The organism is Kribbella capetownensis, assembly GCF_004331485.1.
Taxonomy (GTDB): domain Bacteria; phylum Actinomycetota; class Actinomycetes; order Propionibacteriales; family Kribbellaceae; genus Kribbella; species Kribbella capetownensis.
Window position 1 is genome coordinate 257,539 of the sequence record NZ_SJKD01000004.1, and the last position, 19,654, is coordinate 277,192.

Annotated in this window: 20 protein-coding genes; 15 read left to right on the forward strand and 5 right to left on the reverse strand. The window is 69.2% G+C overall.

All coding sequences use genetic code 11. The features are described 5' to 3' along the window. Position 1 precedes the first annotated feature (1 nt). Positions 2-835 (reverse strand): LLM class flavin-dependent oxidoreductase, encoded by an 834-nt coding sequence (locus E0H75_RS19510; RefSeq protein WP_131515002.1) that lies wholly within the window; start codon positions 833-835, stop codon positions 2-4. A 104-nt stretch (positions 836-939) separates the two neighbouring features. Between E0H75_RS19510 and E0H75_RS19515 the strand changes: the two genes are divergently transcribed. The 5 genes from E0H75_RS19515 (at position 940) to E0H75_RS19535 (ending at position 4,586) form a co-directional block, all read left to right on the forward strand. Further along, complete coding sequence (locus tag E0H75_RS19515) at positions 940-1,944, forward strand: DUF2278 family protein (RefSeq protein ID WP_131515003.1); 1,005 nt, start codon at positions 940-942, stop codon at positions 1,942-1,944. Between the two features lie 95 nt (positions 1,945-2,039). Continuing rightward, a complete protein-coding gene (locus tag E0H75_RS19520) occupies positions 2,040-2,816 on the forward strand; it encodes a maleylpyruvate isomerase N-terminal domain-containing protein (protein ID WP_131515004.1) in 777 nt (258 codons plus the stop codon). A gap of 115 nt (positions 2,817-2,931) precedes the next feature. Beyond that, on the forward strand, positions 2,932-3,618 hold the full coding sequence (locus E0H75_RS19525) for a hypothetical protein (protein WP_131515005.1): 687 nt from the start codon (positions 2,932-2,934) through the stop codon (positions 3,616-3,618). Between the two features lie 8 nt (positions 3,619-3,626). Further along, entirely contained in the window at positions 3,627-4,175 is a 549-nt protein-coding gene (locus E0H75_RS19530) for a DUF6529 family protein (protein WP_131515006.1), read from the forward strand. Positions 4,176-4,187: 12 nt separating this feature from the next. Next, entirely contained in the window at positions 4,188-4,586 is a 399-nt protein-coding gene (locus E0H75_RS19535; protein WP_238163145.1) for a Rieske (2Fe-2S) protein, read from the forward strand. On the opposite strand, the gene E0H75_RS19540 is transcribed toward E0H75_RS19535, so the two are convergent. Beyond that, a complete protein-coding gene (locus E0H75_RS19540) occupies positions 4,583-5,407 on the reverse strand; it encodes an IclR family transcriptional regulator domain-containing protein (protein WP_131515007.1) in 825 nt (274 codons plus the stop codon). The two genes, E0H75_RS19535 and E0H75_RS19540, sit on opposite strands and share 4 nt — an antisense overlap. A gap of 63 nt (positions 5,408-5,470) precedes the next feature. Then, positions 5,471-6,949 (reverse strand): amidohydrolase family protein, encoded by a 1,479-nt coding sequence (locus E0H75_RS19545; protein ID WP_131515008.1) that lies wholly within the window; start codon positions 6,947-6,949, stop codon positions 5,471-5,473. Positions 6,950-7,141: 192 nt separating this feature from the next. On the opposite strand from E0H75_RS19545, the gene E0H75_RS19550 reads away from it, so the two are divergent. The 6 genes from E0H75_RS19550 (at position 7,142) to E0H75_RS19575 (ending at position 12,545) form a co-directional block, all read left to right on the forward strand. Continuing rightward, a complete protein-coding gene (locus E0H75_RS19550; RefSeq protein WP_131515009.1) occupies positions 7,142-8,278 on the forward strand; it encodes a CaiB/BaiF CoA transferase family protein in 1,137 nt (378 codons plus the stop codon). Next, positions 8,275-9,051 (forward strand): citryl-CoA lyase, encoded by a 777-nt coding sequence (locus E0H75_RS19555; RefSeq protein ID WP_131515010.1) that lies wholly within the window; start codon positions 8,275-8,277, stop codon positions 9,049-9,051. Before E0H75_RS19550 ends, E0H75_RS19555 begins: the two co-directional genes overlap by 4 nt. A gap of 27 nt (positions 9,052-9,078) precedes the next feature. Continuing rightward, the gene (locus tag E0H75_RS19560) at positions 9,079-9,942 is read left to right on the forward strand and encodes a DODA-type extradiol aromatic ring-opening family dioxygenase (RefSeq protein WP_131515011.1); all 864 of its coding nucleotides are present in this window, start codon (positions 9,079-9,081) and stop codon (positions 9,940-9,942) included. Positions 9,943-10,018: 76 nt separating this feature from the next. Further along, entirely contained in the window at positions 10,019-10,378 is a 360-nt protein-coding gene (locus tag E0H75_RS19565) for a hypothetical protein (RefSeq protein WP_131515012.1), read from the forward strand. Between the two features lie 18 nt (positions 10,379-10,396). Beyond that, a complete protein-coding gene (locus tag E0H75_RS19570; protein ID WP_131515013.1) occupies positions 10,397-11,368 on the forward strand; it encodes a quinone oxidoreductase family protein in 972 nt (323 codons plus the stop codon). Between the two features lie 43 nt (positions 11,369-11,411). Next, positions 11,412-12,545: an MFS transporter gene (locus tag E0H75_RS19575; RefSeq protein WP_131515014.1), complete on the forward strand. Its 1,134-nt coding sequence runs from the start codon at positions 11,412-11,414 to the stop codon at positions 12,543-12,545. Here E0H75_RS19575 and E0H75_RS19580 read toward each other — a convergent pair. After that, on the reverse strand, positions 12,514-13,095 hold the full coding sequence (locus tag E0H75_RS19580) for a TetR/AcrR family transcriptional regulator (RefSeq protein WP_131515015.1): 582 nt from the start codon (positions 13,093-13,095) through the stop codon (positions 12,514-12,516). The genes E0H75_RS19575 and E0H75_RS19580 overlap by 32 nt on opposite strands. 99 nt (positions 13,096-13,194) lie before the next feature. Here E0H75_RS19580 and E0H75_RS19585 point away from each other — a divergent pair, with 99 nt between their 5' ends. Then, positions 13,195-14,304: a serine hydrolase domain-containing protein gene (locus E0H75_RS19585; protein WP_131515016.1), complete on the forward strand. Its 1,110-nt coding sequence runs from the start codon at positions 13,195-13,197 to the stop codon at positions 14,302-14,304. Between the two features lie 183 nt (positions 14,305-14,487). Here E0H75_RS19585 and E0H75_RS19590 read toward each other — a convergent pair whose 3' ends face one another. Further along, a complete protein-coding gene (locus tag E0H75_RS19590; RefSeq protein ID WP_131515017.1) occupies positions 14,488-15,774 on the reverse strand; it encodes a S8 family peptidase in 1,287 nt (428 codons plus the stop codon). A 74-nt stretch (positions 15,775-15,848) separates the two neighbouring features. Between E0H75_RS19590 and E0H75_RS19595 the strand changes: the two genes are divergently transcribed. The 3 genes from E0H75_RS19595 to E0H75_RS19605 all read left to right on the forward strand — a co-directional run bounded on the left by E0H75_RS19595 (position 15,849) and on the right by E0H75_RS19605 (position 19,626). After that, positions 15,849-18,467 carry a CHAT domain-containing protein gene (locus E0H75_RS19595; protein ID WP_131515018.1) on the forward strand — a complete coding sequence of 873 codons (2,619 nt, stop codon included), beginning with the start codon at positions 15,849-15,851 and terminating at the stop codon, positions 18,465-18,467. A gap of 69 nt (positions 18,468-18,536) precedes the next feature. Then, positions 18,537-19,106: an RNA polymerase sigma factor gene (locus E0H75_RS19600; RefSeq protein ID WP_202873056.1), complete on the forward strand. Its 570-nt coding sequence runs from the start codon at positions 18,537-18,539 to the stop codon at positions 19,104-19,106. Between the two features lie 55 nt (positions 19,107-19,161). Next, positions 19,162-19,626, forward strand: a complete 465-nt coding sequence (locus tag E0H75_RS19605; protein ID WP_131515020.1) for a hypothetical protein — start codon at positions 19,162-19,164, stop codon at positions 19,624-19,626. Positions 19,627-19,654: the final 28 nt, after the last annotated feature.

The window sequence follows — 19,654 nt, forward strand, 5'->3', positions numbered from 1 at the left end:
GCTACTCCTTGGCGCTCGCCGCTCGTACCGGTGGGCCGGCGGCGATTCGGCTGCGCACCTGGTGCATGCGTTCGGGGGAGTGGTGGGGCATTTCCCAGCGGGTTTCCAGCCACCAGGTGGCTCCGGCGTCGGCCCAGGGCTTGACGAGGGCGGAGGCTGCGGCGGGGTCGTGGGCGGGGGTTTCGCCTTCGGCGATGATGTCCAGGTCTGGTGAGCCGCCCTGGGCGGTGAGCCAGGAGCGGACCTGCCCCAGGTCGTCTGGGGAGTCGTGGCCTGACTGGTACTGCGGGAGTACTCCGTCGCAGCGGAGGACGCGGCGCATCGACTTGGGTCTCGGCCAGACACCGACCACCCAGATCGGGATCCGGTCCTGGACCGGCCGCCCGACCTGCGCCAGGTCGTCGCGGCCGCACTCGTAGTCGTAGTACTCACCGTGGTAGCTGGATCGTCCGGCCCAGAGTTCGCGGATCAGGTCGATGCCCTCGTCCATCATGGCCGCCCGGGTCCGCAGGTCCAGCTCCTCGCCGGTGCGCGGCAGGTCCGTCTCGACGGCGCCGACCCCGACCGCCAGGGTCGCGCGACCCGATGACACCTGGTCCAGAGTGGCGACCTGGCTCGCAACCTTCCACGGCCGTCGCCACGGCAACGGCGTCAGCATCGTGCCGAGCCGGAGCCGGCTCGTCCTGGCCGCGATCGCCGTCAGCAGCCCCCACGCATCGACGCCGTACGCCGCCTCCCAGACGAACACCCCGTCCCAGCCGGCCGCCTCCGCAGCGACCGCCTGCTCGAGCTGCTCGACCGCAGACCCACCCGGAAGAATCAGTCCATATCTCATTCCCCCTTCCTACTCGCCGCCACCGACAGGACGACGCGGCCCGTTGCATTCCCCGCCGACTCGTGGGCTCCTAGGTAGTGGGGGCTGTGATCGAGGGGGTAGCCATGCCGTTGACGACGTACGGCGTACTGGTCGGCCGGGCGGTCGGCGTACGCCGGGAAGGCGATTCGGACACGCCGCACTACCAGATCCGGCTGGTGGACGACGCCAGAGTGGACTGCCGGATCGCAGTGAACGTGAAGTCGAAGGAGTTCCCGTCGGAGCTGCTGTACCGGGTCGACGAGGACTTCCGGCATCCGGTCACCGCACAGCTGGCCGGACTGACCCGGGGCTGGCATCGGCTCGACACCGGTGCTGCCGGGGTCAACCTGGACTACGTCCGGCAGACGTTGTTCGATCGCACGCTGCTGCGGCCGTTGCCGGCCGAGGTCGAGGGACCGGGCAACGATCTTGCCGACCTGCTGGACGATCAGGTGCAGCGGGCGATCCGCGAGCCGGCCGCGGTCGTGTACGCGTTCGGCGAGCGCTGGGGTCCGCAGGACGACGCGCAGGACAAGGTCTTCGGCTTCCGGCCGGGCAACGGCGTACACGACATCCACATGAACCAGGGGAACGTCGGTGCCTTCCGCAAGGACGACGGGGTGTGGCAGGACGGCGGGATCATCATCGGGCTGCCGGACCAGCAACGCTGGGTCGGGATCTTCCTGGCGTTCCAGAGCCAGTCGTGGCACACCGACGACAAGACCGGTCACGCCCTTGTCGACGCACCGGTCGCGGAGTTCGGCGCCGAGGCGGTCCAGATCGTCGCCGCCTTGATCAACCCGGTCGGCCCCGCGCCTGAAGCCGAGACCGTCACCCTGCTGAACGCATCGCCGGACGCGGTCGACCTGACCGGCTGGCATCTCGTCGATCGAGCTCTCCACGTCGGGCCCGTCCCGGCCGGTGTGCTGGCACCCGGCGCGACGCTCCTCGTTCACCTCCCACCGACTGTCCAACTGGGCAACAAAGGCGGTGAGATCACGCTGCTGAACACTGCCGGCCTCAAGATCCACGGCGTCGCCTATACCGCGACCGAGGCACAGCGCTCCGGCTGGAGCGTCGTCTTCTGATCCCACCTGTTGTCGGCATGAAAGCGATCTGAAAGGGTGGGCGGCTTGGCTGGGCGACGGCAGCAGGTAACGACGGAGCGCTTGGAGTTGCAGCGATGGACACGTCCTCGTATTTGAAGTCCGTTGTCGAGCAGACGAGGACGTTCGCCGAGTGGGTGGACGGCCGGGAGGCGGCGACCCCGGTGCCGACGTGTCCGAAGTGGACGCTGGCCGACCTCGTCGACCATGTCGGCGCCACCCATCGCATGGTGACCATGCTCGTGGGTGAGCAGCTGAGCGAGCCGAGCAAGGCGTTCGCCGCCTACGTTCCGGCGCCGGCCGATTCGAGCCAGTGGGGCGCCTGGATGAGCGACGGTGCGGCCGCGGCGAAACAGGCGTTCGACTCGGTGGCCGATGACGCGCCGGTGTGGGATCCGTCCGGTGCCGCGGCGGGCGTGCCGTTCTGGTCGCGTCGGTTGTTCGGTGAGGCGTCCGTGCATCGCGCGGACGCGGCGGTGGCACTCGACAGGCAGTACGAGCTGGCGCCAGAGCCTGCCGCTGCGGCCCTGGAGGACTGGCTGGACACGATGACATCGCGTGGCTACTGGGAGAACCGGTCGGACTTCGCCGATGGGATGCGCGGCGACGGCGAGACCCTGCACTTCCACACGACCGACGCGCCCGGGGAGTGGCTGGCCCGCCGGGAACCGGACCAAGTTGTGCTGGAACGCACGCATGCTGAGGCGGACCTCACGCTCCGCGGCCCAGCCGCTGACCTCCTGCTCGTGCTCAGCAGGCGCCGCCGCCTGGATGCGGCACCCAGTCTGGATCTGCAGGGCGACCGGGCACTGCTCGACCGCTGGATCGACCACATGGACTGGGTCAGCGACTGACGCTCCAGCCGATGGCCGCGCTTCAGCGCTCTGGATGAGCGAGGCGCCCAGCCGTTGACCTGGCCGTCCCCGGCGGCGATTCTCGACACATACTGCCTCCGGGGGTGGGGGAGAGATGGGGCAACGCAGTCCACTGGTGACGCTCGCGGCCGCGGCCGTCGGGCTCGTCGCGCTGCTTGTCGTGAACAGCACGCAGACCACCTCGACCGGCCCAGCATCGTCCGAGGCCGCTGTGACGAGCGCGCCGGTCACTCCGCCTAACACCGCCCGGCCGGCGGCCAGCCCGCCACCGACCAATCCGCAGCCGACCGCCACGAAGCAGGCCGCCCCCACTCCGACCCAGCAGGTAGCAGTCGTCTACGCCGGTCGTACGGCGAACCGCGAGGCGAGTCTCGCGATCGCGGTGAAGGGCGGCCGGGCGGCGGCGTACGTCTGCGATGGCCGTCGCGTCGAGGCATGGCTGACCGGCACGCGAACCGGCGACGCCCTCGCGCTCCGCTCCCGTGCCGGTGACCGCGTGGTCGGGACCCTGGGCAACGGCCAGGTCACCGGCACAGTCACGGTCCACGGCCGCACGCTGCGCTTCACGATCTCCAAGGCTGACCCACCGGCCGGCCTGTACCGGGCGAAGACCTCCGCCAACACCATCGGCTGGATCGTGCTCGCCGACGGCAGTCAGGTCGGCATCGACAACGACGGCACGCCCGCGCCCGCCCCGCCGCTCGATCCGTCCACCGGTACGTCGACCGTCGGCGGAACCGCGGTCACGGCCACATCGGTCACCGGCGACGAGACGTTCTGAGGAGAGCCATGTCGACAGCAACGATCGGCGCGACGAGCAGGGTCGCGATCCCGCTGTCGATCGGCGCGGCGGTCGCCGTCGTCCTCGGTCTGTACGCGCGGCTGCACGAGCCGACCGGCGTCGCGGTGAACCTGGCCGGCTTCTCCAGCACACAGTCGGTCAAGGCGTGGCTGGCCTCGCTCGCGTTCGTCCTCGCCCTGGTGCAACTGATCTCCGCCCTGGCGCTGTTCGGGCACCTTCGGCCGCTCGCGGGCCGGAGCTGGATCGGACCGCTGCATCGGTGGTCGGGCCGCGCCGCCGTCGCGGCCACGCTTCCCGTGGTCGCCCATTGCCTCTATGCGTTGGGATTCCAGTACGACCAGCCACGGGTGCTGATCCACTCGCTGCTCGGCTGCTTCTTCTACGGCGCATTCGTCGCCAAGATGCTGACCCTGACCCGGACCGACGCGTCCCGCTGGCTGCTGCCGGCGGTGGGCGGCGCAGTCTTCGCCGGCCTGGTCGGGGTGTGGCTGACCTCCTCGCTGTGGTTCTTCACCACGTTCGGCATCATTCGCTGAAGGGACCTGCCCGTGGACGATCCAAGTCGCCGTACCATCCTGGCCGTGGCCGCGATGGCCGCCGTCACCGGATGCAGCACGTACGGCGAGTCCAACAGCCCTCCGGCGACCACGCCGCAGGCCGGCGCCGCGCTCGCGAAGACCAGCCAGATCCCGGTCGGCGGCGGAGTCATCTTCGGCGACAGCAAGGTGGTCGTCACGCAGCCGACTGCCGGCACGTTCAAGGCGTTCACGTCGGTGTGCACCCACCAGGGCTGTCAGGTCGCGAGTGTTGCCAACGGCACCATCAACTGCGACTGCCACGGCAGCAAGTTCTCCATCAAGGACGGCTCGGTCGTCCACGACCCGGCCCCGCAGCCCCTCGCCGCCAAGAAGATCACCGTCTCGGGGGACACGATCACGCTCGCCTAGGCCGAAGACTGATTCTTCGACTGCGGTACTTCGTGGTGTGGCCGCGACTGCCACAGCGCCCACTCGGCGCTGACGTCGCCGGCCGTGCGAAGGAGCAGCGGGAGATGATCCCGCAGCAGCTTCTCGGTGCTGGTTTCCGCCGCGTGCACGGTCACGTTCATCGCGGCGCGGACGGCGCCCGTTCCGTCGCGCACCGGCGCCGCCACCGACCGGACCCCGGGCGCGAGCTCTTCATCGGCCAACGCCCACCCACGCGCGCGGATCTCGGTCAGCTCGTCCCGCAAGTGATTCGCAGTACGCCCGATGTACGGCGGAAGCCCCGCGCGACTCGGCAGCGCGAGCGTCTCGGCGAGTTCCTCGGGGGAGAGGGCGGCGAGCAGGACCTTGCCCTGTGAGGTCTGTGCCGCCGGGAACCTGGTACCGATGTCGACCCGCAGCGCGATGATCTTCGGCACCGACACCCGGGCGACGTAGACGATGTCGGAGCCGTCGAGTTGCGCCATCGACGACGACTCACCGGTCCGCGCCACCAGTTCCTCGAGATGCGGTTTCGCGATGTCCCACAGCCCCAGCGCCCCGACGTAGGCCATGCCGAGCGTCAGCACCTTCGGCGTCAACTGGAAGGAGCCCTCGACCGAGCGAACGAAGCCGAGCTCCTCCAGCGTGAGCAGCAGCCGGCGCGCGGTCGGGCGGGCCAGCCCGGCCGCGGTCGCCACCTCGCTGAGCGACATGGTGCGGTGATTCGCGTCGAAGCAGGCGAGCACGTCCAGCCCCCGAGCCAGCGACTCGACGAAGTCCGGACCCGCACCGCGTCCTGCCATCAGTTCCTGCCTCCCCGTCGTACGACGTTCCGTTCCGGACGAGAGCCTACGACCCGGCCACTGTCACTGGCCGGAGCCGGGGTCGCCGAAGATGGTGCCGCGGGCCTCGCGGGTGGACTCCGACTTGTACTCGGTGTACTGGTACGGGTTGTCCAGCACCTCGTCCTTCGGCAGGTCCGGGTTCATCCCGGCCGCCCAAGCGTCCTCGCCGAGTGCCGACCGGAGGAAGTCCACGGTCGCCTCGACCTCTCCTCGGACGGCGGCCAGGTCGACGCCGACCAACTGGTTCGCGAACTTCACCACCTTGCCGTCGACGATGACGGTGTGGACGTCGCCGCGTTGCGCCTGGAACGCGACCTGGCCGTACGGATGCACCATCGGGAACGACACCGGCGACGCGTCGTTCTTGATCAGTACGACGTCCGCCTTCTTGCCGGGCTCGAGACTGCCGAGATCGTCGCGGCCGAGCGCCTTCGCGCCGCCGCGAGTGGCCCAGTCGACCACATGTTCGGCACGCAGATGGCTGTGCGTCACGGTGTCGCCCTTCATGTGGGCTTCGAGGTGCTCACGGGCCCGGTCGGCGCCGAGCGTCGTACGCATCGCGCTGAACAGATCGCCGCTCCACCAGACGCTGGTGTCCATCGACAGCGAGACGGGGATGCCGTACTTGCGGACCTGCCAGGTGGGTGGGTAGCCCTGGCCGGCGCTCTGCTCGGACTCGGTCGAGACCGAGACCGAGCCGCCGGTCGCGGCCATCCGCTGGTAGGAGTCCTCGCTCAGAGTCGCGCTGTGCACGTAGATGTTCTGCGGTGTCATGAAGCCGTTCTCGTGCATCAGCCGGATGCCGTCGTCGTTCGTCGCGCCCCAGACACCGGCGTGCGTCGTGACGCCGACCCCGAGGTCGCGAGCCACCTCGAACGCGGCGCGTTCGGGGAAGGCCGGGTCGCCGGTGACGTCGAAGGCGAGCTGGAGCCCGAGCTCGTCGTCGTCCCTGATCCGCTCCAGGAACGCCCGGACGGCCGGGTCCGCGGACCACTGCCACGGCCCCGCCTGGATGTTGCCGTAGGCAAGCACGAAGCGGCCGGGGACGGCGCGCAGAGCGTCCGCGGCGGCCTCGGCGTGATCGACGGACTGCAACCCGTGCGACCAGTCGACGGTGGTGGTGACACCGGCCTCGAGGGACTCCCAGGCCGAGGTCAGGTTGCCGGCGTGGATGTCCTCGGGCCGGAAGGTCTTGCCGTGCTCGAGGTAGTACCAGACGAAGTACTGCGTCAGCGTCCAGTCGGCGCCGTACGCGCGCATCGCGGTCTGCCACATGTGCCGGTGCGTGTCGATCATCCCGGGCATCACGATGCCGCCGGTGGCGTCGATCACCTGCGTGCCCTCGGGGACGTCGACCGAGGGTCCGACGGCGGCGATGCGGTCGTCGACGACCAGTACGTCGCCCGCGGTCAGCACCGTGTGGTTGTCGTCCATCGTCAGTACGGTCCCGCCGCGCAGCAGTAACGGCCGGCCCGCGACCGGCGTCTCGGCAGTGGTCATGATCCCCTCCAGAAAACGGTCGGACAGACGTCCGTATGCCGGTCATCACGGCGATACGGTCACTATCGAAGCGCCTGTCGGCGGTGTCAAGGGCTCGCCGTCCGGTGCTTGACAGTGCCGGACCGGCGCGCTGAGACTGGGGCGACTAGGTCCATGCGGACAAGTGTCCGGAATAATCGGGGAGGTCGCGTCATGCCCGCTGGGAGAGGTCCGTTGTCCGGGGTCCTGGTGGCCGATTTCTCCCGCATCCTGGCCGGCCCGTACGCGACCATGCTGCTGGCCGACCTCGGTGCCGAGGTGGTCAAGGTCGAGGCGCCCGGCGGTGACGACACCCGGTCCTGGCAGCCGCCGGTCCGCGACGGGATCTCGACGTACTACCTGGCGGTCAACCGGAACAAGCGGTCGATCGCGCTCGACCTGAAGGACCCCGGTGATGTGGCCGTCGCGCAGGAGCTCGCGCGGCGGGCCGACGTATTGATCGAGAACTTCAAGCCGGGTGGGTTGGCGCGCTTCGGCCTGGACTACGAGTCGGTCTCGGTGGTCAATCCGCGACTGGTCTACGCATCGATCAGCGGATTCGGGAGCGGGCCGCGGGGAGCCGCCCTGCCGGGGTACGACCTGATCGTGCAGGCCATCTCCGGGCTGATGAGTCTGACCGGCGATCCGGACGGCGAGCCGTTCCGGGCCGGGATCTCGGTGTTCGATGTGATGGCCGGGATGCACGCGACCATCGGCGTACTGTCCGCCCTGAACGCGCGGCACGAGACCGGGCGCGGCCAGCACGTCGAGGTCAACCTGCTGTCCTCGGCCCTGTCGGGGCTGGTCAACCAGTCGAGCGCGTACGTCGCGGGTGGCGTCGTACCGCTGCGGATGGGGAACAGTCACCCGAGTCTGTTCCCATACGAGCCGCTGCCATGTTCCGACGGCGAGCTGATCATCACCGCGGGCAACAACAATCAGTTCCGCCGCCTGACCGAGGTGCTCGGCGTGCCGGAACTGGCCGACGATCCGCGCTTCGACCGGAACGAGAAGCGGACCGCGAACCGGGAGGAACTGCGACCGCTGCTGGTGGAGCGGTTGCGGACCAGGACCCGGATGGAGTGGTTCGGCGACATCATCGCCGCCGGCGTTCCGTGCGGGCCGATCAACACGATCGACGGTGGTGTGGCCTTCGCCGAGGACATCGGGCTGGACCCGGTGGTGACGATCGACTCGATCCCGTCCGTGCGCAACCCGATCACCTTCTCCGAGACACCGGCGGAGTACCGGCTGCCGCCGCCGTCGCTGGACGAACACGGAGCCGAGCTGCGGAGGTGGCTGAAGGAATGAGCTTCCCAACGTCCCTGGGTACGTCGACCGCCGACGAGATCCACCTGCTCGGTCAGGACCTCACGGCCGACCTGATGGGCAAGGTCGGGTTCGGTGAGCTCGCGTTCTGGCTGGTCGCGCTGCGCCGCCCGACGCCGTCGGAAACGCGGGTGTTCGAGGCGGTCCTGGTCGCACTCGCCGACCACGGCTTCACCCCGACGGCGATCGCGGCCCGGCTGACCTATCTCTCTGCGCCGGACTCACTCCAAGGTGCGCTCGCGGCCGGACTGCTCGGTGGCGGATCGCGCTTCCTCGGAGTGACCGAGGACTGCGGGATCTACCTGCACGAGGCGCTGGAGGGCCGGGACCTGCCGACCGACGACGCCGGGTGGGACGCGCTGGCACTCGAAGTCGTCACCGCGACGCGGGCGGCGGGGAAGTACGTTCCCGGCCTCGGGCATCCGGTGCACAAGGTGCAGGACCCGCGAACGCCGGTGCTGATCGGCATCGCCGAGGACGAAGGTCTCCGCGGGCCACACCTACGGCTCTTCGAAGCCATCGGCCGGGTGCACGAGCAGGTGCTGGGCCGCAAGCTTCCACTGAACGGCGCCGGTGTCTGCGGTGCTGCCCTCGCCGATCTCGGCCTTCCGGTCGAGCTGTTGCGCGGATTCGCCTTGCTGGCAAGGGCTGCCGGCCTGCTCGGTCAGCTCGCCGAGGAACGCCGCCGGCCGATCGGCATGGACGCCTATCTCACCGTGGACCGCAACGCCGTCTACGTCGACCCCAACGAGTGACAGTTCCCGGAAGCAGAGGAGCTCTTCATGGCCACCGTCGCCGCGGTCATCGCCTCGACGCACCATCCGTTCTACTACCGGGCCAGCACCTCGACCGGTGCCGACCGGCCGCCGTTCGCCGACGAGTGGGTCGCCAAGATCGAGGCGTTCCGGGAGACGCTGACCAAGGCCCGGCCGGACATCCTGGTGATGGTCGGCAGCGACCACTTCCACCAGCTGTGGCTGGACAACATGCCGCAGTTCCTGGTCGGCAAAGCGCCGTACTTCGATGCGAACTGGTACAACGAGGAACGCGAGTTCGGGCTGCCACGGATGACGCTGCCGGGTGAGGAGCGGCTGGCCGGGCACATCCTGCGCAACGGGCTGGACGCTGGCTTCGACCTTGCCTTCAGCAACGAACTTCGGATCGACCACAGCATCACCTGCCCGATCATCACGCTCCGCCCGGACGCGGACCTGCCGATCGTGCCGATCTACACCAACATCTTCGCGCCGCCGCTGCCGCGGCCGCAGCGGTTCGTCGAGCTGGGCCGGACGATCCGGCAGCTGGTCGAGTCCTGGCCGGACGACAAGCGGGTGGCGATCATCGGCACCGGTCACCTGTCCCTCGAACTCGGCGGGCCGCGGCAGTTCGGTGCCCACGGCCCCGATCCGGAGTTCGACCGGAAGGCGGTCGAGTGGATCGCGAGCGGCGACGTCGAGGGCTGCCTGGCCGAGGTGACGCTGGACAGCCTGCACCTGCCGGGCAACGCGACGCACGGGTTCATGGACTTCATGCTGATGATGGGCGTGGCTGGGGCCGGCGCGAAGGCGGATCACGTCGACTCGCTCGACCTGTTCCACACCATGGAGGCGTACTTCACCTGGTATCCGAACGGAGTACCGGAGTGAAGGAGCGAAGCGAGTTCACCATTGAGCACAGCGCGGCTCGAGCCTCATCCGCGCCCGGAGCGAAGCGAGGACGTGGATGAGCAAGTACCTGCTGGACAAGTTCCTGTTCACGGTCGACCGCGATCCTGAGTTGGTCGAGCGGTATCGCGAGGACGCGGCCGGGACGGTGAGCTGGTGGGAGGAGGAGATGGCGAACCGCATCCTCAACTGCACGACCGGCGAGAAGTCGACCTGGCAGCAGCTCACCGACGAGGAGCGGACAGCGTTGCGCGAGCACAACCATGTGGCGCTGTTCGAGCTCGGTGCGCATCCGTTCCTCACGCTCACCCTGTTCATCGCGATGTTCGAGCGCGACCATGGACCGCTCGAGTATCAGCAGGCCTACGGCAAGGCGATGGAACACCTCACCCTGCCGTACCCGGACATCGCCACCTGAGTCTGGAGGAGGAGACGCGTGCGAGCAGCCGTCCTGCGCGCCCACGGCGAATCGCCGGCGCATGCTGAACACCCGGACCCCGTGCCGTCCGCGGGCCAGTCCATCGTCCGCGTCACCGCGGCCCCCGTCGTACCGCTGGATCTGCTGTGTGCCTCCGGTACGTCGTACTTCGGTCAGCAGCCGTTGCCGTACGTACCGGGTGTGCAGGGGGTCGGTGTGGTCGAGCAGTCGGATGTCGTGGCCCCCGGGACCAGGGTGTTCTTCCCGACGTCGGCCGGGATGTCTCCGGGTGATGGCAGCTTCGCCGAGCGGTGCGCCGTACCGGACGACGATCTGATCGTGGTCGATGCCCCGGTGGCCGATGCCCAGGTCGCGGCGCTCGGTCTGTCGGCGGTCGCGGCGTGGATGGTGCTGACGTGGCGCGCCCAGTTGCAACCGGGAGAGAGTGTTCTCGTTCTCGGAGGCGGCGGAGCCGTCGGTCAGGCCGCGATCGGTACGGCGCGGGTCCTCGGCGCCAGTCGGATCGTGGCGGAGTGCCGGTCGGAGGAGGCCAAGCAGCGGGCGCTTGCGGTCGGTGCTGATGAGGTCGTGTCGATGACCGGTGATGTCGGAGAACTCACGCGGGCGTTCTCCGAGGCGACTGGTGGCTCGGTTGATGTCGTGGTGGATCCGGTCTTCGGTGCTGCGGCGACCGCGGCATCGCGGGTCCTGGCCGCTGGCGGGCGGTTGGTGAATCTCGGTGGTGCGTCGGGGGACGAGGCGACGTTCTCCTCTGCGGTGCTGCGGAGCCGGTCGGTGAGTGTCCTTGGCTACACCAACAATGCGTTGACCTCGGAGCAGCGTCGGGACGCCTTCACCGCGGTGCTGCAGCACGCCGCGGTCGGTGAGATCGCGGTCGCCTACGAAAGCGTTCCCTTGCACGAGATCGCGGCGGCGTGGGAGCGACAGTCAGCGGGCCTGACTGCGGGCCGTCTGGTGCTGACCATCTGAGACGGCTGCCGTTGAGATAAGAACGAGCGGTATCATCTCCGCCATGGGTGTTCCGGTCCGGCGGTTGTGGGTGGCGGTGCTGTGCGGGTATCTGGCGTTCGGCGCGACGTTGCAGGCCTTGCCGGCGTACGTGCCGGAGAAGTTCGGCGGCGGCGCGCTGGCGAGTGGGACCGCGGTCGGGATCGCGTTCCTGGCCACGGCGTGCGGTCGTCCGGTCGCGGGGTGGCTGGCCGATGCCGGGTGGTCGCGCCCGGTCGTGGTGGCCGGGGGTGTGCTGACTGCGCTCGGTGGACTTGGACAGCTACTGGCGCCGAGTCTGATCATCTTGATGATCGCGCGACTCGTGATGGGCGCGGGGGAGGCGGCTCTGTTTTCCGCTGCGCTGCCGTGGGTCCTGTCGGGGATGCGGATGGCGCAACGTGGGCGCGCGGCGGGGTGGTTCGGTCTGTCGATGTGGGGTGGCTTGGCCGCTGGACCTGTGATCGCGTCGCTGATCGGAGATCGCGTGTGGTGGGTCGTCGTCGGTCTCGCGGCCGCATCGGCTCTGCTGGTGTTGACGACGCGCTCGGATCCCGGCCGAATCGAGCCTCTGGTCCGGATCCGGAGGTTCCGTGACCTGGTCCCGGTGGGAGTTCCGTTGCCTGGAGCAACCGTTGGGTTGGCGGCGTACTGCTATGGCACAGTCGCGGCGTTGCTGGTGCTGCGGCTGCGCGCGGACGGGATCGGCGGCGACGGCATCGCGCTCGCGGTGTTCGCGGCGGCGTTCCTGGTGATCCGGTTCGCCGGCAGCCCCGCGGTCGATCGGTACGGCGGGCGCACGGTGGCAGCTGTCACCGTGACGATCGAGGTGGTGGCGTTGGTGGGGCTCGCGCTGGTCGGCGAGGCAGTCGGTGCGCTCGTGTTCACTGCGTTGGCCGGATGCGGGATGGCGCTGATCTATCCGGCGTGTGTGTCGATGACTCTGGACCGAGTGCGCGGGCTGCGGCCCGGTGTGTCGATGGGCGTGATGACGTCGTTCTGGGATCTCGGTGTGATGGTGGCCGGACCGCTCGGTGGACTCGTCGCGGAACGACTGGGATTCCCAGCCGCGTTCTACCTGGCCGCCGTGTCCGCCGCGGCCTGCGTCGTCGTCTGCCTGGTGTTCCTCAGGCAGCGTCGAGCAGTGTCTCCACGATGACGCGCGCCTCGGCGCCCAGGCCCGGATCCCGATCGACCGCACTGATGATCGTCGCGCCCTCCAGGACGATGACCAGCTGGCGAGCCGTGGTTTCGGGGTCGCACACACCGGTCTCGGTCAGCAGTCGCTGGAAGAGGTTGCGATAGAAGCTGAGATGGTCCTGCGCGAGTCGCCGGGGTGCGCCGTCCTGACCGCGATCCTCGGTCGCCGCGTTGATCATGGCGCAACCGCGGAAGCCGGCCTCGGCGTACCAGCTCGCGACCAGGTCGAAGACGGCGAGGATCCGCTCCCGGCCGGCCGCGGCCTGCTCGACCGCCTGCTCGTGCCATGCGCGGACCCGCTGGGTGCGGTCGGTCAGCACCGCCTCGACGAGGCCGTCCTTGGAGCCGAAGTTCTTGTAGATGGTGAGTTTGGACGCGCCGGCCGCCTCGGCGACCTCGTTGATCCCGGTCGCGTGGATGCCCCGCTGCGTGAACACCTCCGAGGCCGCCTTCAGGATCCGCGCCCTGGTCGCCTCGGGGTCCAGCCGTTCTCCGGCCTTCACCGGCATCGTGCACCACCTCCGCAGAACAGGATACCGATCGGTGTCATCTCGGAGTGGCGGGGAGATGGAGTGGCGGGAGATAAGACCGATCGGTACTATCTGTTCATGATCGATGGGTGGACGGCAGCAGGATTCGAGCAGGTGGCGGATGCGTTCGCGCGGAACTTCGCCGAGCGAGGCGAGCTGGGCGCGGCCTTCGCGGCGTACCAGGACGGGCGGCCGGTGGTCGACCTCTGGGGCGGTACGGCGGACCCGGACGCCGGGCGCGGCTGGGATCGGGACACGATCCAGCTGATGTTCTCCGGCACCAAAGGGCTCGCGTCGGCGTGCGTCCTGCTGATGGTGCAGCGCGGTCAGGTGTCTCTGGATGATCGGCTCAGCCGCTACTGGCCCGAGTTCGGTGCCGCCGGGAAGACCGAGACGACGCTGTCCGACGTACTGTCCCACCAGGCCAGGCTGCCCTGGGTCGAGGCCGGGTACGCCGATCTCCTCGACCACGACGTGATGGCCGGGCACTTGGCGGCGCAGGCTCCGTCGACGGATCCACGCGCCGCGTTCATGTACCACGCGATCACCTGGGGCTGGCTGGTCGACGAGCTGGTACGACGGGTCGACGGCCGGACCGTTCAGCAGTTCTTCGCCGAGGAGTACGCCGTACCGCTGGGGCTGGAGGTGTGGATCGGTCTGCCGGAGGACCTGCACTGGCGAGCGACCACGATGGTCGCGCCAGACGGCGTACTGATCGACGAACCACAGACCGACCGGCTTCTGCAGCTGAACCGCAATCCGCTCTGGGTGCCCGGCGCCGAGAAGATCTGGAACAGCACGGAGTACCGCAGCGCCGGGCTAGCCGCTGTAGGAGGCTTCGCCACTGCCCGCGGCATGGCTCGCTTCTACGCCTCGCTCGTCGGCGAGGTCGACGGTCAGCGCATCCTGACCCCGGCCACCGTCGAGCTCGCCCGCCGGGAGATCCGTCGCGGCACCGAGCCGACCTGGGGGAGTGAGATGGTGTACGGCGCCGGCTTCGAACTCCACGTTCCAGGCAGTCGTCTCGGCCGGCCGATCGATGCCTTCGGCCACGTCGGTGCCGGCGGCTCGACCCACGGCGCCTGGCCGTCGCGCCGCATCACGTTCTCCTACCTGATGAACCAGGTTCGCACGGTGCCCGACCCGCGGCCGCAGACTCTGCTCGACGCGTTGGAAAGCGCCGTCTGAGATCTCCCGGAAATCGGGTGTATCAATCCGCGCCGACGGCGACTCCGCGTAGTGGGGCGCCCTTCGAAATGCTCTGGGGGGAGAGCAAGCGGGGGGTACAGAGGGGGGAGCGTCGACGCGGTGCGGGAGGACTCCGGTGGTCAGACCGGATGGGGGCCGCGCCGCGTCGACACACTCACACGCTCACTGACCCAAGGACGCCAACGCGTCGCCGGTGGTCAGAACAGGCCCGACCCCCGGTGACGGCTGGGTCAGCGCGAAGGCGAGTAACGCGTCCGCGGACTGGCGCGCACTCTCCCCGGTCAGCGACATGCGACCGGCGATGAGCGCGGCGACCAGCGGTGTCGAGAACGACGTACCACTCCAGCGTGCCATGCCGGTGAAGTCCCGGACCTCGCCCGTGTTCGGTGGCTCGGTGCACTCGTAACTCCCGGTCAGGAACGCGTTCACCAGGTTCTCGCCCGGCGCGTAGACGTCGACCCAGCCACCGAAGTTGCTGAACGACGCGCGATCGCGCCCGTTGTCGGCGAGCGCTCCGACCGACACGGTCTCCGGGAACGCGGCCGGCCAGAAATAGTCCCGGCTGTTCTCGTTCCCGGCTGCGGCCACCAGGACCAGACCGTTCACCCGATTCAGCCGGGTCTGGACGAACACGTCGAGGCCGAGCGCCGGAAGGTCGAAACGCGTCCTGGTTCCGGCCGACAGACTGATGATGTCCGGAGCGAGATCGAGTACTTCGTCAAGAGCCTGGGCGAGATCGAACTCCCACATCGCGCCGACACTGGTGAAATAGCTCTTGACCACCACCTCGACATTTCGCGCCACCGCCCGCAGTACGCCGGCGATGAAGGTGCCGTGACCCGCGTACGGCCGGATCCGGCCGGAGGGAAAGAACGCGTCCTCCGGATCGCCGGTCACGCCGTTCAGCCAGTACGCCGCGGGTGCCTCGGACCAGCCGACGTCGAGCACGACCACCTTCACTCCGCGCCCGTCGGCGGCACCGGCGGGCAGGAACGGAGTCGGCAGTACGGGGTCCGGCGGGATCCCCTGCGCAACCTCCTCGGGTTCGGTCGCCGGACACGGGCTGACGCTGGGAGTCACGTAGAACAAGTGCTCTGGAGTGACGACCCCGCGGCCGAGCCGTTGGTCGGCAAGAGCCAGGAAGCGTTGCGTGGGGTTCGGTCCTTCCGGTGCGTTCGGCGGAACCTTGTCCGGCAGCAGTAGCCGGCTGACCCCGCCGATGCCGCCTTCACCAGTCGTGCCGCCCTGGAAGAGTTCGACCACACGCTGCAGATCCTCGTCGCGGACGAGCACTGTACCGATGCGGTACAGATAGTCGGCGCCTTCCTTTTCCCACTCCGGCGGATGGACGCCGGCGTCGCGTCCGAATGCCTCCAGGATGAGTTTGATCTGGGCGATGTACTTCGGGTCCTGTTGTTCGGTCGTTTGATTTCCCGTTTTTTGCGCCATTCGGTGGGCGATCCCCCTTGAATCGTTAACCCGGAACTCGACGAAATCGTCGAGCGGACCGATATCATTTCACCGTGCAGACGGCCGGGGGGAGTGTCGAAACGGCGGTTGCACCGAACGATCTGCTGCCGCTGGCTCTCTCGCGTCCGCACGACGCCATCGCGGCGGCCCGATCGTTGCTCGCCGGCGACCTCGATCCGGACGCCGCGTCCTGCGCGCACCAGGCGATCGGGATCGGCCTGCGCCAGCTCGGCGATGTGGACACCGCGATCCGCGAGCTCCGGATCGCGCTGCGACTCACCCAGACCGCGGGCCGGCCGGAGCGAGAGGCCGATGTTCTCGCCACCCTCGGCGCGACCCTTGGCCGGGCCGGCCGCAGCCGCGAGGGACTCACCCACCTGGACCGCGCGGTGAGGCTCAGCCGGGGAGCGCTCTCGGGGCGCGTTCTGCTGCGCCGTGCCGACGTACTGCTGATCCTGGGCAGGCATCGCGAGGCGCTGGACGATCTGCGGATCGCGATCAGCCGGCTGCGGCGGTCCGGTGACCGGGTCTGGGAGGCACGCTGCCGCAACTACCGCGGGTTCATCCAGCTCGAGATGGGCATCACCCGGCAGGCCGACACCGATTTCGAACAGGCCGGCCGGTTGTACGCCGCGAGCGGCCAGGAGTTCGAGTACGCCGAAACCCGTCAGAACCGTGGCCTGGTTGCGTTCTCGCGCGGCGATCTGCCGGCCGCGCTGCAGTACCTCGACGAGGCCGGGCGCGGGTTTGCCGAGGTCGGCGTGGTCTGGCCCGAGCTCGCGATCGACCGGTGTGCTGTCTTACTAGCGGCGGGTCTGCCGACCGAGGCGCTCGCCGAGGCGGACCAGGCGATCGACCGGATGGAAACCGTTGGTGGGCAGGCGACGAAGCGAGCCGAGGTGCTGTTCGCGGCGGCGACCGCGGCGCTGGCGGCCGGTGAGCTCGAGACCGCGCGATCCCGTGCAGAGAGCGCCCGCCGGTTGTTCTCGGCCCAGCGTCGTCCGTGGTGGTCGATCCGCGCGTCGATGGTGCAACTCGATGCTCGGTACCAATCCGGGGAGAGCGGTCCCAAGTTGCTGCGGCAGGTGACGGAGACCGCCAGGCGGCTCGACACCCTCGGCGCTACAGAAGCTTCGGCCGCGCACCTGCTCGCCGGCCGGCTCGCGTTGGCCGACGGACGAACGCGGACAGCCGAGCGGCAGTTGGAGTTGGCCGGACGGCGGACCCGAGACACTCCGCCACTCGCCCGCGGTGCCGCATGGCTCGGCAAGGCGTTGCGGTCCGAGGCCAGAGGCGACGTCCGCGGAATGCTGACCGCGTGCGCCCGTGGCCTAGACGCGCTGGACGAACATCGCCTGATGATGGGCGCGACCGAACTGCGAGCACGCGCGAGCGGTCATGGCGCCGAGTTGGCCGGACTCGCGCTCCGCGATGCGTTGCGGCGCGACGACGCCAGGAGCCTGCTGAAATGGGGCGAACGCTGGCGTGCCACCGCGCTGACGATCCCGCCCGTGCGTCCACCGGACGACCAGCAACTCGTCCACGATCTCGCCGCCCTGCGCGACATCGTACGACGGCTGGACGCGAAACGCGATGGGGACGGGACGGATCCGGCCCTCGATCGTGAACGGCGCCGGCTCGAGAAAGCAGTGCGAGAACACACGCTCCGAGCGCACGGGCATCGCTCGCACCCGGAGACCTCCGGAGTTCAGCTCGACGAGTTGATCGACGAACTGGGCGACACGGTGCTGGTCGAGTTGATCGAGATCGACGGAGTCCTGCACGCGGTGGTGGCGCGCGACGGCCGGATCAGCCGGCTGACGGTTGGGCCGATGGCGACGGCCGAGATCGAAGTGGAGCGATCTCGGTTCCGGCTGCGCTGGCTGGCCCACGGACGATCGAAGTCCGGTCCTTCGCTGGATGTGCTCGGGGCCCGGCTTGGCAGCGCGATCCTCGGTCCGGTGCAGGACGTGCTCGAGGATCGGCCTGTGGTGATCGTGCCTCCGGCGCGACTGCAGGCGTTGCCCTGGGGCCTGGTGCCGTCGCTGGATAGTCGCGCGGTGAATGTCGTACCGTCAGCGGCGACCTGGTTGCGGGCACGACGGTTGCAGCCGCCGTCCGATCGCCGGGTCGTCCTCGTGCTCGGCCCGGGTCTGCCGGCCGGTCGTGCCGAGGTCTCGCGCCTCGCCGAGCGGTACCCGGGCGCGACCGTCCTCGCGAACGGCGACGCCACCGCCGACAGGGTGCTGAAGGAACTCGACGGCGCGTGGATCGGCCACATTGCTGCTCATGGCACGTTCAGGTCCGACAGTCCTTTGTTCTCTTCGCTGCGACTGGACGACGGTCCGCTGACCGTCTACGACTTCGAGCGGCTGCGGCGGGCGCCGTACCGATTGGTGTTGTCGAGTTGTGAGTCGGGGCTGGCGAAACCGGTCGGCGCCGACGAGTTGCTCGGACTGAGCAGCAGTCTCGTGCCGCTCGGCGCGGCCGGCATCCTGGCCAGCGTCGTGCCGGTGAACGACCCGGCCACCGTGCCCCTGATGACAGCGCTCCACGATCACCTGCAAGCCGGTGAGCCGCTGGCGGGTGCGTTCGCGCTCGCCCGTGCCAAGGTCGGCGACGACCCTGTTGCCCGTGCGGCGGGCCGGTCGTTCGTCGCACTGGGAGCGTGATTCACACCATGTATCAACGCGCGGCCCGCGGACTCCGTATCAATGACGGCGGGCGGAAGGAGCGGGGGAATGCGGGATGATCCGACCGTCGTCAGCCTGGTCGTGCGCGCCGGGGACGGGGACCAGGAAGCCTGGGACGAGCTCGTCGAGCGGTACGCCCCACTGATCTGGTCCATCTGCCGCCGGTACCGGCTTCAGCCGGGAGACACCGACGACGTGGGTCAGGGCGTGTGGCTGCGGCTGATCGAGCATCTGCCCGGGCTTCGCGAACCGGCCGCACTGCCGGGCTGGATCGCGACGACCGCGCAACGCGAGTGTCTGCGCCTGCTGCGGGTGTCGAGCCGGGTCGACCCTGTCGACCCGGTGGACTCGCGGGAGGTGGGAGAGCACGCCGTGGAGCATGCGGTGGCGGAGGAGGAGGTGCTGCGGCACGAACGACGGCGGATCGTCCGGGCCGCCTTCGGCCAGCTGTCCCAGCGCTGTCAGTTGCTGTTGGCAATGATCACGCAGGACCCGCCGGCGCCGTACGACGAGATCAGCCGCAAGCTGCACATGCCGATGGGCAGCATCGGCCCGAACCGGGCCCGCTGCCTGGACCGGCTGCGGCGGGCGCCGGCTCTGGCGACACTGGTGGACTAGCACTGAAATGAGCGCTGAAGACGAACACTGAGGGATCAGTGCGGAGGTGGGAGGCATGACGGAGACCGGCTGGAACGACGACGAGCTCCTCGACGCGTTGCGCGACGCGCTGCAGACCGAGCGGGAGATGCCCCGCACGTTCGTCGACGCGGGTAAGGCGGCGTTCGTCTGGCGGACCATCGACGCAGAGCTCGCCGCCCTGACCTACGACTCGGCCTGGGAGAGCGCGGATGCCGCGCCGGTCCGATCGGAGAGCCGAGCTGCCACCTTGCGCGCACTCACGTTCGCCTCCGACGGCTGGACGATCGAGATCGAGCTCACGCCCACCGGCGTACTCGGCCAGCTGGATCCGCCCGAGTCCGGCACGGTCAGTGCCCGCGGCCACAGCGGGGAGTTGGCTTCGGCCGAGATCGACGACCTCGGGTTCTTCGTGCTCTGGCCGATCCCGACCGAGCCCTACCGCCTGATCTGTACGCCGGCCTCCGGGCCGACGATCCTCACCGGCTGGGTGACGCCGTAGCCGACCCCTGGGGGGCCGGCTACGGCGG